At 71.4% G+C, this 12,681-nt stretch carries 16 protein-coding genes; 7 read left to right on the top strand and 9 right to left on the bottom strand.

Annotation, left to right across the window (positions count from 1 at the left end; all coding sequences use genetic code 11):
* Positions 1–15: 15 nt before the first annotated feature.
* Both OJ997_RS28060 and OJ997_RS28055 read right to left on the bottom strand, forming a co-directional pair.
* A complete protein-coding gene (locus OJ997_RS28060; RefSeq protein WP_270028623.1) occupies positions 16–765 on the bottom strand; it encodes a cyclase family protein in 750 nt (249 codons plus the stop codon).
* Positions 762–2,024 (bottom strand): MFS transporter, encoded by a 1,263-nt coding sequence (locus tag OJ997_RS28055; protein WP_270028622.1) that lies wholly within the window; start codon positions 2,022–2,024, stop codon positions 762–764. The genes OJ997_RS28060 and OJ997_RS28055 overlap by 4 nt, the downstream gene beginning before the upstream one ends.
* A 58-nt stretch (positions 2,025–2,082) precedes the next feature.
* On the opposite strand from OJ997_RS28055, the gene OJ997_RS28050 reads away from it, so the two are divergent.
* Positions 2,083–2,718: a type III secretion system effector protein gene (locus OJ997_RS28050; RefSeq protein WP_270028620.1), complete on the top strand. Its 636-nt coding sequence runs from the start codon at positions 2,083–2,085 to the stop codon at positions 2,716–2,718.
* A gap of 3 nt (positions 2,719–2,721) precedes the next feature.
* On the opposite strand, the gene OJ997_RS28045 is transcribed toward OJ997_RS28050, so the two are convergent.
* The gene (locus OJ997_RS28045; RefSeq protein ID WP_270028619.1) at positions 2,722–3,498 is read right to left on the bottom strand and encodes a hypothetical protein; all 777 of its coding nucleotides are present in this window, start codon (positions 3,496–3,498) and stop codon (positions 2,722–2,724) included.
* Between the two features lie 134 nt (positions 3,499–3,632).
* Here OJ997_RS28045 and OJ997_RS28040 point away from each other — a divergent pair, with 134 nt between their 5' ends.
* Positions 3,633–4,382 carry an HAD-IIA family hydrolase gene (locus OJ997_RS28040; RefSeq protein ID WP_272600359.1) on the top strand — a complete coding sequence of 250 codons (750 nt, stop codon included), beginning with the start codon at positions 3,633–3,635 and terminating at the stop codon, positions 4,380–4,382.
* Between the two features lie 3 nt (positions 4,383–4,385).
* Here OJ997_RS28040 and OJ997_RS28035 read toward each other — a convergent pair whose 3' ends face one another.
* On the bottom strand, positions 4,386–4,754 hold the full coding sequence (locus OJ997_RS28035; RefSeq protein ID WP_270028616.1) for an FKBP-type peptidyl-prolyl cis-trans isomerase: 369 nt from the start codon (positions 4,752–4,754) through the stop codon (positions 4,386–4,388).
* Between the two features lie 15 nt (positions 4,755–4,769).
* The gene (locus OJ997_RS28030) at positions 4,770–5,549 is read right to left on the bottom strand and encodes a hypothetical protein (protein WP_270028615.1); all 780 of its coding nucleotides are present in this window, start codon (positions 5,547–5,549) and stop codon (positions 4,770–4,772) included.
* Between the two features lie 67 nt (positions 5,550–5,616).
* On the opposite strand from OJ997_RS28030, the gene OJ997_RS28025 reads away from it, so the two are divergent.
* Positions 5,617–6,729, top strand: a complete 1,113-nt coding sequence (locus tag OJ997_RS28025; RefSeq protein ID WP_270028614.1) for an amidohydrolase — start codon at positions 5,617–5,619, stop codon at positions 6,727–6,729.
* A 10-nt stretch (positions 6,730–6,739) separates the two neighbouring features.
* Positions 6,740–7,780, top strand: a complete 1,041-nt coding sequence (locus OJ997_RS28020; RefSeq protein ID WP_270028613.1) for an epoxide hydrolase family protein — start codon at positions 6,740–6,742, stop codon at positions 7,778–7,780.
* Here the strand turns inward: OJ997_RS28020 and greA are convergent.
* From greA to yczR, 3 genes are read right to left on the bottom strand one after another with little or no spacing between them, the layout of a single operon-like run.
* Positions 7,770–8,219: a transcription elongation factor GreA gene (gene greA, locus OJ997_RS28015; protein ID WP_270028612.1), complete on the bottom strand. Its 450-nt coding sequence runs from the start codon at positions 8,217–8,219 to the stop codon at positions 7,770–7,772. The genes OJ997_RS28020 and greA overlap by 11 nt on opposite strands.
* 28 nt (positions 8,220–8,247) lie before the next feature.
* Positions 8,248–8,487: a hypothetical protein gene (locus OJ997_RS28010; protein WP_270028611.1), complete on the bottom strand. Its 240-nt coding sequence runs from the start codon at positions 8,485–8,487 to the stop codon at positions 8,248–8,250.
* A gap of 51 nt (positions 8,488–8,538) precedes the next feature.
* A complete protein-coding gene (gene yczR, locus OJ997_RS28005) occupies positions 8,539–9,981 on the bottom strand; it encodes a MocR-like transcription factor YczR (RefSeq protein WP_270028610.1) in 1,443 nt (480 codons plus the stop codon).
* Between the two features lie 142 nt (positions 9,982–10,123).
* Here yczR and yczE point away from each other — a divergent pair, with 142 nt between their 5' ends.
* Genes yczE through OJ997_RS27990 form a run of 3 tightly spaced genes read left to right on the top strand, consistent with a single transcriptional unit; the run spans position 10,124 to position 12,233 of the window.
* Positions 10,124–10,717: a membrane protein YczE gene (yczE, locus tag OJ997_RS28000; protein WP_270028609.1), complete on the top strand. Its 594-nt coding sequence runs from the start codon at positions 10,124–10,126 to the stop codon at positions 10,715–10,717.
* Between the two features lie 38 nt (positions 10,718–10,755).
* Positions 10,756–11,790, top strand: a complete 1,035-nt coding sequence (locus tag OJ997_RS27995) for a LacI family DNA-binding transcriptional regulator (protein WP_270028608.1) — start codon at positions 10,756–10,758, stop codon at positions 11,788–11,790.
* A 5-nt stretch (positions 11,791–11,795) separates the two neighbouring features.
* Entirely contained in the window at positions 11,796–12,233 is a 438-nt protein-coding gene (locus tag OJ997_RS27990; RefSeq protein ID WP_270028607.1) for a ParB N-terminal domain-containing protein, read from the top strand.
* Here OJ997_RS27990 and OJ997_RS27985 read toward each other — a convergent pair.
* Positions 12,220–12,660 (bottom strand): nuclear transport factor 2 family protein, encoded by a 441-nt coding sequence (locus OJ997_RS27985; protein ID WP_270028606.1) that lies wholly within the window; start codon positions 12,658–12,660, stop codon positions 12,220–12,222. The genes OJ997_RS27990 and OJ997_RS27985 overlap by 14 nt on opposite strands.
* Positions 12,661–12,681 lie beyond the last annotated feature (21 nt).

Below are 12,681 nucleotides of genomic sequence, written 5' to 3'. Positions count from 1 at the left end.
CTAGACGCGTTTGCGTCAAACCAGCGCAATCGGACGCACGGGGCACCCCGTGCCGCCCCGGAGCTTCAAAGGCAGGCACACGAAACCGAACTCCGTCACGCCGTCGGCCGCCAGCTCCTCGAGGTACAGCGACTCGATGATGTGGATGCCCGACTGGACGATCAGGATCGTGTGGCCCGGGATCGAGCCGAGGTCGGGGTCGTGGCCGTCGATCGTGTCCCACGCGCAGTTGTCCGCGCCGACCGCGAAGGGGCGGCGCTCGGCCAGCCAGCGCGAGCCCGCGGCGGTCACGCCGCCGGCCGACAGGTAGGCCTCCGGGTCGCCGAACAGCGCGCCCGAGCCCAGGCGGACCAGGGCCACGTCGCCCTCCCGCACCTCCACCCCGCAGGCTTCCAGCTCCGCCGGCCCCACGGCTTCACACGGCGCGCAATCGAACAGGACGCCACGGCGCACGATCGGCGCGACCGTGTCGATGCCCAGCTCGGTGAAGCCCGTCGGCGTCTGGATCTGCGGCGTGACCGGCACGCCGCCATGGAGCTCGCCGTCATACGCCTGGTGGCACAGGGCGTCGATGTGCGTGCCGGTGTGCTCGGCCATGACCAGCAGCGCCGAGGCGCCGGTGCGGCGCTCCGCCCCGCCGTGCTCGTGGCGACGGTGCAAGGTGAGGGACACGCCGGGCTCGTGGGCCGGGTGGATCGGCAGGCCGGCGTGGCGGGGTTGCTCGAGGTCGTACACCCGAGCCGAAAGCAGCTCCGACAGGTTCACGACGCGATGTCCCTTCCCGCGGTCTCCGGCAGCACGGCCAGGGCGCAGATGGCGAGCACGTAGCCGAACACGCCGAAGGCGATCGCGCCGCCCAGCCCGATCGCGGCCGCGAGGAACCCGATGATGCCCGGGAACAGCGCGCCCACGCCGCGGCCGACGTTGTAACAAAAGCCACCACCGGTCGCGCGGGCGTGGGTCGGGAACAGCTCGGCCAGATAGGAGCCGAAGCCGCTGAAGCACCCCGAGGCGAAGAAGCCCAGCGGGAAGCCGACGATCAACAGCGCCGTGTTCGCCCCCTCGGGCACCAGGAAGTACAGGACCAGCGCGCAGCCCGCCAACGCCGCGAACAACGCGAAGGTCCGCCGCCGGCCGAGCCGGTCGTGCACGAAGCCGGCGGTCAGGTAGCCGAGGAACGCGCCCGCGATGACCACGAACAGATAGCCCGACGTGCCGACCACGGTGAGGTCGCGCTCGTCCTTCAGGTACGTCGGAATCCACGTGAACATCGCGTAGTAGCCGCCCTGGATGCCGGTCGCCAGCACCGAGGCCGCCAGCGTGGTCCGAAGCAGCGGCCCGCTCAGAATCTCACGCAGCGGCGCGCCGGTCTCCTGCTTCTCCGCCGAGCGGAACACCTCCGGGTCCTCCACCCGCGACCGCACGTAGAGGATCAGCAGCGCCGGCAGGATGCCCAGGCACATCAGCACGCGCCAGGCCGTGCCCTCGGCGAACACCTCGAACGCGATCAGGTACGCGACCACGGCCAGCGCCCAGCCCGCCGCCCACGCGCTCTGGACCACGCCCAGCGCCCGCCCGCGCGACTCGGGCCGCACGAGCTCCGCCACCAGCACCGCCCCCACGCCCCACTCGGCGCCGAACCCGATGCCCTGGAAGACCCGGAACACCAGCAGCATCTCGTACGAGGTCGCCAACCCGCTCAAGAACGTGAACAACGAATAGACGGCGACCGAGAGCATCAGCGTCCGCGCCCGCCCGATCCGATCGGCGAGCACCCCGCCGAGCACGCCACCGATCGCCGACGCCGACAGCGTGACCGTCGACAACGCGCCCGTCGCGCCCGTGCCGACGCTGAACGTCGCCCCGATCGCGGTCAAGGACAGCGTCAACACGATCAGGTCGAACGCGTCCAGCATGTACCCCGCGTACGCGGCCCGGAAGGCACGGCGCCCCTTCACGCCGAGCGCGGCGAACCAGCCTTCCTGCACTCGTACCGCGGCCCTGCCCGCCGGCATGGAGCTCATGTGCGCCTACGTACCCGGCGCTCAAGGCATGCACGCCAAAGCCGATGTATCGAGCACGATGAAGCGTCTTGCGCTTGGACTCTCCGTGCTCGCCCTCGCCGCCGGTTGCGGGAGCGACGGGCCGGCGGTCGACCCGGCCGTCCGCGCCGCCACGTTCCGCTGGGACACGACCGTCCGCGAGCAGGACAAGCAGTGGATCATCGAGGCGATCGACCAGGCCCGGCCCGAGGCGCGTCAGCTGATCGACGAGGTCGACGGCAAGGTCATCATCGGCACCTACGCGGAGCCGGGCGCCCCGCACGTCGGGATGATGCGGCCGCGCCCCGACGGCGACTACCAGGTCGTCTTCAACCTCGCCTACCTCAACGGGGAGCGCAAGATCGACCGTCCCACCGTCGTCCTGCACGAGCTCGGGCACGTGGTCGACCAGGCGGTCGTCCCGACCGACCTGCGTGACCAGCTGGCCGCCGAGCTCCCCCACAGCGGCGCCTGCCTCACGACCGACACCGGCGACTGCACGTCACCGATCGAGCGCTTCGCCGACACGTTCGCGAAGTGGGCGCTCCGCGGCGCCGTCTCCGCGGTCGGGTCCGGCTACTCGGTGGCGTCCCCGACCTCCCTGGAGAGCTGGGGAACGCCACTCGCCGGACTGGCGATCGAGCTCGAGGTCGCGGCCCGCAAGGCCGCGCACTGAGCCCTACTTGACGCGCAGCTTCTTCGTCACCGTCGTGCGCAGGGTGCCCTGCTTGAGCGTGACGGTGGCGGTGTAGGACCCGGCCTTCAGGGTCTTGCCGGACGCGAGCGCGATGTTGACCTGCTTGCCCGGGAGGATCCGGGTCGCCTTCACGGAGCCGTTCTTGGTGCCCAGAGCGCCCTTGACGCGCACCGTGCCGCTCACGGCCTCGTTCGTGTTGCCCTGGCTGCGGAGCGGGAGGACGATCGTCTTGTCGGACGCGACCTTCGGCGTGCCGGCGACCAGCTTGTAGGTCTTCGCCGCCGCGTGGTAGCGCAGCGCGCCGACGAGCCGGTAGCCCGTCACGACGCCCTTGCGCGAAGCGATGTCCGTCGGCAGCCCGACCACCTCGAGCGCACCGAACAGCGACCCGCCCGAGGCCGTGGCGCCGAGCGTCACGTCGACCTTGCGGCTCTCGCCCGGGGCGAGCGTGAAGTCGGTCGCGCTGACCTTGACCGCGCCGAGCGTCGAGCGCCGGTTCGGGCTCACGGCGCCGGAGGACGACTGCGTCCACGGCCGCGGCGCGACCGCGATGTCCAGCGCCTGCTTGCTGCGGTTGGTGACGGTCATCGAGTCGGTGGACCCGATCGTCGCCGCGTGATCGACCCCGAACGGGGAGACCGCGAGGCCACCCTCATCGGCGGCGATCCGCGAGTTCTGCGCGGTTCCCGACTGCGCGAGCACGGCCGCTCCGACCACCAAGACGCCCGCCGACACCACTGCTGTGCGCTTCAACTGCACTCCTCAGACCCTCGCTTCACTCGCGTCACGCCACCAGACCTACCACGCAAGAACCCGCCGATGACGCAATCGGAGCGGCAGGGTAGTGCGTAACCTGCGAGACCGTGACCCGTCGAGAGATCCACTCGTGGCTGATGGACATGGATGGCGTGCTCGTGCACGAAGAGCACGCCATTCCTGGTGCCGACCGCTTCCTCGCCAACCTGCGCAAGCGCGACGCGCCGTTCCTCGTCCTGACCAACAACTCCATCTACACGCCCCGGGACCTCGCGGCGCGGCTGAAGGCGAGCGGGCTCGAAGTCCCGGAGTCCGCGATCTGGACCTCGGCGCTGGCGACGTCCAGCTTCCTGGAGAGCCAGCGCCCGAACGGCTCGGCGTTCGTGATCGGCGAGGCCGGCCTCACGACCGCGCTGCACGACGCGGGCTACACGCTCACCGAGCGCGACCCCGACTACGTGGTCCTGGGTGAGACGCGCACGTACTCGTTCGAGCGGATCGCGCTCGCGATCCGGCTGATCGTCAACGGCGCGCGCTTCATCGCCACCAACCCCGACCCGACCGGCCCGTCGCCGGACGGCCCGCTGCCGGCCACGGGGTCCGTCGCCGCGCTCATCACCCGCGCGACCGGCGTCGAGCCCTACTACGTCGGCAAGCCGAACCCGCTGATGATGCGCAGCGCGCTGAACGCGATCGACGCCCACTCCGAGACGACCGCGATGATCGGCGACCGGATGGACACCGACATCGTGTCGGGGCTCGAGGCCGGCCTGGAGACGATCCTCGTGCTGACCGGGATCAGCACGGTCGAGTCGGCCGAGCGCTACCCGTACCGACCGTCCCGGATCGTCGACTCCGTGGCCGACCTCGCCGCCCTGCTCGAGTAGGCGCTACCGCACGCCGATCAGGTCGACGACGAACACGAGCGTCTCGTCCGGCCCGATCGCGCCGCCCGCGCCGCGCTTGCCGTAGGCGAGGTCCGGCGGGATCGTGATCTTGCGGCGGCCGCCGACCTTCATGCCCGCCACGCCCTCGTCCCAGCCGCGGATGACCTGGCCCTTGCCGAGGCCGAACTTGAACGTGTCGCCGCGGTCCCAGGACGCGTCGAACTGCTTGCCGGTCTTCCACGACACGCCGACGTAGTGGACCTCGACGATGCTGCCGGCGGTGGCCTCATCGCCCTCGCCGACCGTCAGGTCCTCGAGCTCGAGCTGGTAGGAGGGCGCTCCCTCCGGAATCGTCACTTCGGGCTTGCTCATGACCGCACCGTACCGTCAGGGGCGCGCCGCCCACGTCACGACGCCGCTGTCGCAGGGCTCGAAGTTGGTGTTCCGTCCTTCGCGGTAGCGCATCCGCACCCGAAGCGTCCCCGAGACGCCGTCCGCGAGGAAGCGGCCGCTGAAGTTCACGCGGTAGCGCTCGCTGGAGCCGTCGTCGTAGCGGACCGTGAACCGCTCGTTGCGGACGAACGAGCCGTCCGCGCGCACGGAGGTGACGGGCGTGGCGTTGTTCCAGGCCAGCGTGCGGTTGCCGCAGCGCATCGTCGACGCCCACGAGCCGTAGAAGCGACCGTTGGCGGCCACGCGCAGCGCGAGCGGCAGCGACACGCCGCCCGCCGACTGGCTCGTGAAGCCGAACACGGGCACGCTGGGCGCCGGCAACGCGGGGGCACCGGCGGGCGCGCTGGGCGTCCGCAGCGCGAACGTGCGCGTGTACTTGTGGCAGCCGCGTAGGCGGACCTGGCCGGTCGCGGAGTCGGGTGCGAGCGTGCCGGTGAGCGTGAAGCGCAGCGTCCCGAGCCCGCTGCCCAGGCGGCTGCGGCCGGTCACGGTGAAGGTCGCGCCGTTCACGCGGCCGGTCAGGCGCGTGGTCATCGTCGGGAAGTTGGTCTTGCGACAGCGGACGTTGTAGGCGAGGCGCCCGACGACGTTGCCGTCCGGCTGCACCGTCAGCGAGATCAGCGGAACCGCGATCCGGCCCTTGGAGACCGTCGCGGAGCCGGCGTACTGCGTCTGCGCGAGCGCGTCGGAAGCGCTCACAGCGAAGGCGGCCATCATCACTACCGCAAACTTGAGTTTCACGGCGGTGCGAGTACCCCGCCGACCGTGCAAGCATGCGCGGATGGCCGGGGTCGAGGAAGACGTGGTGGCGTGGCGGCGGCATCTGCACCGCCACCCCGAGGTGAGCTTCGAGGAGCACGAGACGTCGGCGTTCGTCGCGCAGACGTTGGCGGAGCTCGGCGTGGAGGTCTCGCGACCGACCGAGACGAGCGTGCTCGGGCGCCTGCGCGGGGACGGCGACGGCCCGGTCGTGGCGCTCCGCGCGGACATCGACGCGCTGCCGATCCAGGAGGAGAGCGGCGTCGACTTCGCGTCCGAGCGGCCGGGCGCGATGCACGCGTGCGGGCATGACGGGCACACCGCGATGCTCCTCGGGGCCGCCAAGACCCTCGCCGCCGACGGCGTGCCGCGCGGCGAGGTGCGCTTCATCTTCCAGCACGGCGAGGAGCTCGCCCCGGGCGGCGCGCGCGACATGATCGCGGCGGGCGTGATGGAGGGCGTGGACTTCGTCTACGGCTGCCACCTGTGGACGCCGCTCGAGTACGGGAAGGTCGCGGCCGTGCCGGGCGACTGGATGGCCGCGGCGGACTTCTTCGAGATCACGATCACCGGGCGCGGTGGTCACGCCGGGCTCCCCCACACCGCGGTCGACACGGTCGCGTGCGCGGCGGAGCTCGTGGGCTCGCTCCAGCACATCGTCGCGCGCCGGATCGACCCGCTGCAGCCCGCCGTGGTCACGATCGGCTCCATCCACGCCGGCGACGCGCCGAACGTCATCCCGGGCGAGGCGCGGCTGACCGGCACGGCGCGGTCGTTCGATCCCGACGTGCGGTCGCTCATCCCGAAGCTGATCGAGGAGATCGGGCACGGCGTGAGCGCGGCGCACGGCGCTTCCTTCGAGCTGCGGTTCGTGTACGGCTACAAGCCGGTCGTGAACGACCCCGTCGCCACCGAGCTGGTGCGCTCCGTGGTACGCGACGAGCTGGTCGAGCCGGACCCGATCATGGGCGGCGACGACTTCTCGGCGTACCTGGCCGAGGCGCCCGGGTGCTACGCGTTCGTCGGCGCGGGCGGCCCGTTCCCGCACCATCACCCGCGGTTCGTGATCGACGAGCGGGCGCTCGCGATCGGGACGCGGCTGCACGTTGACGTGGCGAACAAGGTGCTCGGGTAGGGTCCGGCTCGTGGAGCGCTTCTCGATCAACGTCGCCGAAGACGTGCTTTTGGACCTGTCGCGCCGGCTGGACGCGACCCGCTGGCCCGACGACGGGCCGGCCGGATACGGCCTCACGGACGCGATGGAGCTCGCCGCCTACTGGCGCGAGGAGTACGACTGGCGCGTCGCCGAGGACGTGCTCAACGGCTTCGAGCAGTACGTCGTGGACGGGATGCACTGCATCGTCGAGGGCGACGGGCCGCCGCTGCTGTTGCTGCACGGCTGGCCGTCGACGGTGTGGGAGTTCAACCGCGTGATCGCCGACCTGCGCGAGCACTTCCGCGTGGTCGTGCCTTCACTGCCGGGCTACGGCTGGTCGGTCGGGCTGGGCCGCGCGGGCACCGCCGAGATGGCCGACGCGATGCACGCGCTGATGGGCGCGCTCGGGCACCGCGAGTACCTGGTCGCCGGCGGCGACTGGGGCGCGCACATCGGCTGCCGGATGGCGTACGCGTTCCCCGACGCGGTGCGCGCGCTGCACCTGAACATGATGCCGCTGCGCAAGACGGAGTCCTACCCGGAGCACGCCGCCAAGGCGCGCGAGGAGCTCGCCCACTGGTCGCAGGAAGAGGGCGGCTACATCCAGATCATGGGCACCAAGCCGCAGACGCTGACCTACGGGCTGTTCGACTCACCCGTGGGCCTGATGACCTGGATCGCGGAGAAGTTCGACTCGTGGACCGACGAGCTAGGCGTGCCGCGCGACGACGTGCTGACCACCACGATGATCTACTGGATCACCGGGTCGATCGGCACGTCGTTCTGGCCGTACCACGCGCGCCTGCACGGCGGGTTCGCGCTCGACCAGGTGGTCGCGGCCGGCGAGAAGATCACGGTGCCGATGACGTACTTGGACTTCCCGCGCGAGATGATCCACGTGCCGCGCGAGGTGGCCGAGCTCGCGTTCGCGAACATCGAGCGCTGGGAGACGCCGGACTACGGCGGGCACTTCCCGGCGTTGGAAGTGCCCGACGTGCTCGTCGACAGCCTCCGGCGCTTCAGCCGATAGACAGGATCTTCAGCTCTTTGGTGCCGCGCGGCGTCGTGAGCTTGACCGTCTGCCCGACCTTCGCGCCCTCGAGCGCCTTGCCGACGGGCGAGTCCATCGAGAGCTTGCCCTCGCCCGGGACGGCCTCTGACGGCGACACGAGCGTGTAGGTCAGCGTCTTGCCGGACTTGGAGTCCTCGACCTCGACCTTGCTGCCGAACCCGACCCGCTCCGTCGAGGTCTGCACCTCGCGGACGTCCGCGTTGAGCAGGGCTTCCCGGATGCGAAGGATCTTCGTCTCCAGGTGCGCCTGGTCGTTCTTGGCGTCGTGGTACTCGGAGTTCTCCTTGAGATCGCCCCACTCGCGCGCGGTCTTGATGCGCTCGGCGATCTCCTTCCGCGACACCGTCTCGAGCTGCTCGAGCTCGTCCTGAAGCGCCTTCTGGGCCTCAGCGGTCATGACAACACGGTCGGTCAAGCCCGCCATTCTAGTCCTCGGGCTGAAAACTGCGGCGCCACTCACCGTGGTCGCAGACGGTCATCAACGCATCCGCCACCCGCGCCCGCAACATGAAGTCCCCCGTGTCGCACGTGAACGTGATCGTCGACGGCGTGCGGGTCATGGCGATCGGCGGACTTCCGCCCGCTTCGAGGACGGTCTCCAGGCGATCCCAGATCGCGGGCGGTTGCTCGGCAATGACCGAGATGCGGTGTACGGCGGGCTCCATGCGCCGCAGCTTACACGAACATCTGTTCGCAGAACACCCGTTCGCTAGCGGCTACGCGACAAGTGCCGGCGCGCTCCCCGAGCCGACCGCCGTGCCGCCCGCCATCACGCCGCGCCACGCCGGCCCCAAGCGTGAGACGACGTCGCGCAGCACGTCCTCGGGCAAGGAGTACGGGAGCCGGATGAACCGCTCGAACGCGCCGTCGACGCCGAAGCGCGGACCGGCGGCGAGCCGGACGCCGTGGCGGTCGGCCAGCGCAGCGAGCGCCGTCGAGCGCGGCGCGTCGAGCTCGATCCACAGGCACAGCCCGCCGGCCGGGACCGTGAACCGCCACGACGGGAGCTCCTCCCGCAAGGCCTCGACGAGCGCCGCACGGCGGACGAGCGCCGCCTCGCGCTGACGGGCGAGGATCGCGTCGGCGCGACCGAGCAGCTCGACGGCCATGAGCTGCTCGAGCACCGGGCTGCCGATGTCCAGCGCGGCGCGGGCCGCGGCGAGGCGCTGGATCAGGGACGGGTTCGCGCGGACCCAGCCGATCCGCAGGCCGGCCCAGAAGGTCTTGCTCATCGAGCCGATCGTGATCACGGTCTCGCCGGACTCGTCGAGCGCGGCGACCGAGCGCTCGGGCTCGCCGTCGAGGTGCAGGCCGACGATCGCCTCGTCGACGACGAGCGGCGTGCGCGTCGCGCGCGCGAGGGAGACGAGCCGCTCACGGTCGGCCTGCGGCATCGAGTGGCCGGTCGGGTTCTGGTGGTCGGCGATCACGTACGCGAGGCCGGGCGCGGCCTGGCGGAACGTCGCGGCGAACATCTCGAGGTCCCAACCGCCGTCGAGCATCGGGACCGGTACGGGCCGGGCGCCCGAGGCGCGCACGGCGTCGAGCGCCGCCGCGTAGGTCGGGTGCTCGACGAGCACGCGGTCGCCGGGGCCGGACAGCACGCGCAGGAGCAGCGTGAGCGCGTGCAGCGCGCCCGCCGTGACGAGGATCTGGTCCGGTGTCGTCGGCGCGCCGAGCCGCGTGAGGTAGGCCGCGATCGCCTCGCGCGCCACCGGCAGGCCCGCCGAGTCGTAGCCCGGGCCGGGCAGGTAGCGCGGCAGCTCGGCGGTCGCCGCCGCCAGCGCGTGGTGCAGGTCGCCGTCCGGCGCGGCGGTCGCGGCGCAGCTGAGGTCGATCACGTCCTCACCCGCGGGCGCGGGCAGCGAGGCGAGTCCGGGGTCGGCGGGCAGCCGCGTCCACGAGCCCGCGCCACGCCGGCTGGCGAGGAAGCCCTCCTCGCGCAGCGCGGAGTACGCGGCGGTCGCGGTGGTGCGGCTCACGCCGAGCGCCTCCGCCAGCTCGCGCTCACCCGGGAGCCGCGTGCGCAGCGGCAGTCGCCCGTCCAGGACGAGCAGCCGGATGGCCCGCGCGAGCGCCGCATAGGCCGCGCCGCCGGAACGCCATTCACCGAGCAGCCGCGCGAGATGGGGACCGGAGAGGCCGCGATCGGACGTCATGAGGCCGCGCCTCGCACAGCCGCGGTACGCCGCCAGCCGGTCGCCGAGTGGAGGCCGGATGGCTTGTGGTCGGACGTCATGCGGTCCACTTTCTCACGATTGGCTATGGAATTCAATGCCACTCGCGTCGATGATGCAGGCCATGACCCGTCGACTCCTGCAGCTCTACGCCGGCCTCGTCCTCTACGGGCTCAGCATGGCGCTGCAGGTGCACGCGATGCTCGGCCTCGGGCCGTGGGACGTCTTCCACGAGGGCGTCGCCGAGCACACCGGGCTGAGCTTCGGCACGGTCGTGGTCGTGGCCAGCGTCGGCGTGCTGCTGCTGTGGATCCCGCTCAAGCAGAAGCCAGGCCTAGGCACGATCAGCAACGTGTTCGTGGTCGGCATCGCCGCGGACTTCGGGCTCTCCTTCATCCCCGAGGGCGGGACGCTCCCCGTCCAGCTGCTGATGCTCGCCGCCGGCGTCGGCCTGAACGCCGTCGCGGGCGCGGCGTACCTCGGCGCGAACTTCGGGCCTGGCGCGCGCGACGGCCTGATGACCGGCCTCGTGCGCAAGACGGGCATCTCGGTCGGCAAGGTTCGAACCGGGCTCGAGCTGACGATCATGGCCATCGGCTTCGTGCTGGGCGGCACGGTCGGGCTTGGCACCATCGTCTACGCGCTGTCCATCGGCCCGCTGCTGCAGCTGATGATCCCGACGTTCAAAGTGCCGACGCCCGCACCCGCACCCGCTTGACTTTCTCGTCTGTACCGGTAAAGTATTTACCGGTACAGATGTCAGCTCGACCCACACTCGCCACGATCGCCGAAGCCGTCGGCGTCTCCCGCATGACGGTTTCGAACGCGTTCAACCGTCCGGACCAGCTCTCTCCGGAGCTGCGTGAGCGCGTGCTCGCGAAGGCGCGGGAGCTGGGCTACGGCGGCCCGGACCCGGGTGCACGTGCGCTCTCGAAGGGCAAGACGGGCTCGATCGGCGTGATCATCGACGCGCCGCTCACGCTCGCCTTCACGGACCCGGCGGCGGTGCAGATGCTTCACGGCGTCGCTTCGGTGTGCGAGCAGGAAGAGCTCGGCATCACGCTCGTCCCGCGGATCAAGGACCGGGACGCACACCTCGTCCGCACGGCGCTCGTGGACGGCTTCGTCGTCTACTGCATGGCCGACGACGACGCGCGGATGGACGCGATCCTCGAGCGCCGGCTGCCGTTCGCGATGATCGACTACGAGCCCGGCCGCGCCGACCTGGCCGTGAACATCGACGACCGCGTGGGCGCGCGCCGCACGGCGCAGCACCTGATCGACCTCGGCCACCGCCGGTTCGGGGTCGTGCTCGGCTGGGAGAACACCTTCAACACCGCCGACGAGGCGCTCGCCGCGATGCAGTATCACGTCGACCGCGAGCGCCTGCGCGGCTGGCGCGACGCGATCGAGGGCGCCGGCGTGCCCTTCGACACCGTGGCGCTCGCCTCCGCCCCGGGCTTCGACCAGGCGACGGGCCGGGTCGCCGGCGGCAAGCTCCTGGACCGCGCGAACCGCCCCACCGCGATCGTCTGCGAGTCCGACCAGATGGCCCTCGGCGTGCTGCAGGCCGCCCAGGAACGCGGCGTCGCCGTCCCCCAGCAGCTCTCGGTCGCCGGCTTCGACGACGCGCCCGAAGCGGCCCGCGCGGGCCTCACCACCGTCCGCCAGCCTCATCAGGAGAAGGGCGCCGCGGCGCTCCGGCTCCTGCTCGACACCGCAACGCCCCGAGCCTCGGTCCTCCTCCCCACCGAGCTCGTTCCCCGCTCATCCACAGCCCCCTCCCCCTGACACACATGCTCCCCACCGGCAACACCCACATGGACGCTCAGCGCGCCTTCGACAAGGCGGCCCGCGCACAGCGCCGCGCCGCGATCGTCAACCGGCTGCGCCGTCAGTGCCAGGACTGCGTGCGCCTGCAGGTCCACAGCACGAGCTACCGCACCGCCCCGCGCCACACCAGCGGCGTCAAGGAGATCCCGCTCGAGCAGATCTCGGCGACCGTCGAGCCCGCCCGCGCGCGCCAGTTCGACAGCGACTTCCGCCCGGCGGCCAAGCGCACCCGCGCCCGCTGGGAGCGGCTGTGGATGGCCGAGCAGCGCGGCGAGATGATCCCGCCGATCAACGTCGTCCGCACCCACGCGGGCTACGCCGTCGTCGACGGCCACCACCGCGTGTCGGTCGCCAAGTCGCGCGGCGCGATCACGATCGACGCGGTCGTCAGCGCCGCATGAACTGATCCAGGCCGGCCCGGGCCTGCTTGCGCACCTTGCCCCGCAGCAGCGGTGTCCAGCCCAGCACGAGCCCGGCCGGCCCGAGCGCCTGACGCGACCAGCGCCAGAAGCTGAACGCGTCCACGTGATCGACGATGAGCCCGTCGCGCACCACGAACGTCGCGTGCACGTCGTTGACGACCTTGCGCCCGGTCTGCGTGAACGTGTACGTCGCGATCCAGTGCGCGGAGGACTCGTCGTGCGAGACCAGCTCGAGCGACAGGTCCTCCGCCCGCGCCGTGAGCATGCGCCACATCTCCCCCGCCTCGACGCCGGTCAGGTCGCCGAACGCCGGGTCGCGGAAGTGCGCGTCCGGCGCGTACAGCGACGCCATCTCGTCCCCGTCGCGGCGGGCGAACGCGTCGTACAGGCGAGCGATGACGTCCATGGCGGTTATCGTGACGGACGG

The organism is Solirubrobacter phytolaccae (assembly GCF_027587195.1).
GTDB lineage: Bacteria > Actinomycetota > Thermoleophilia > Solirubrobacterales > Solirubrobacteraceae > Solirubrobacter > Solirubrobacter phytolaccae.
Note: the sequence above shows the minus strand (reverse complement) of the source record. Positions and strands in the feature narration are given on the sequence as shown.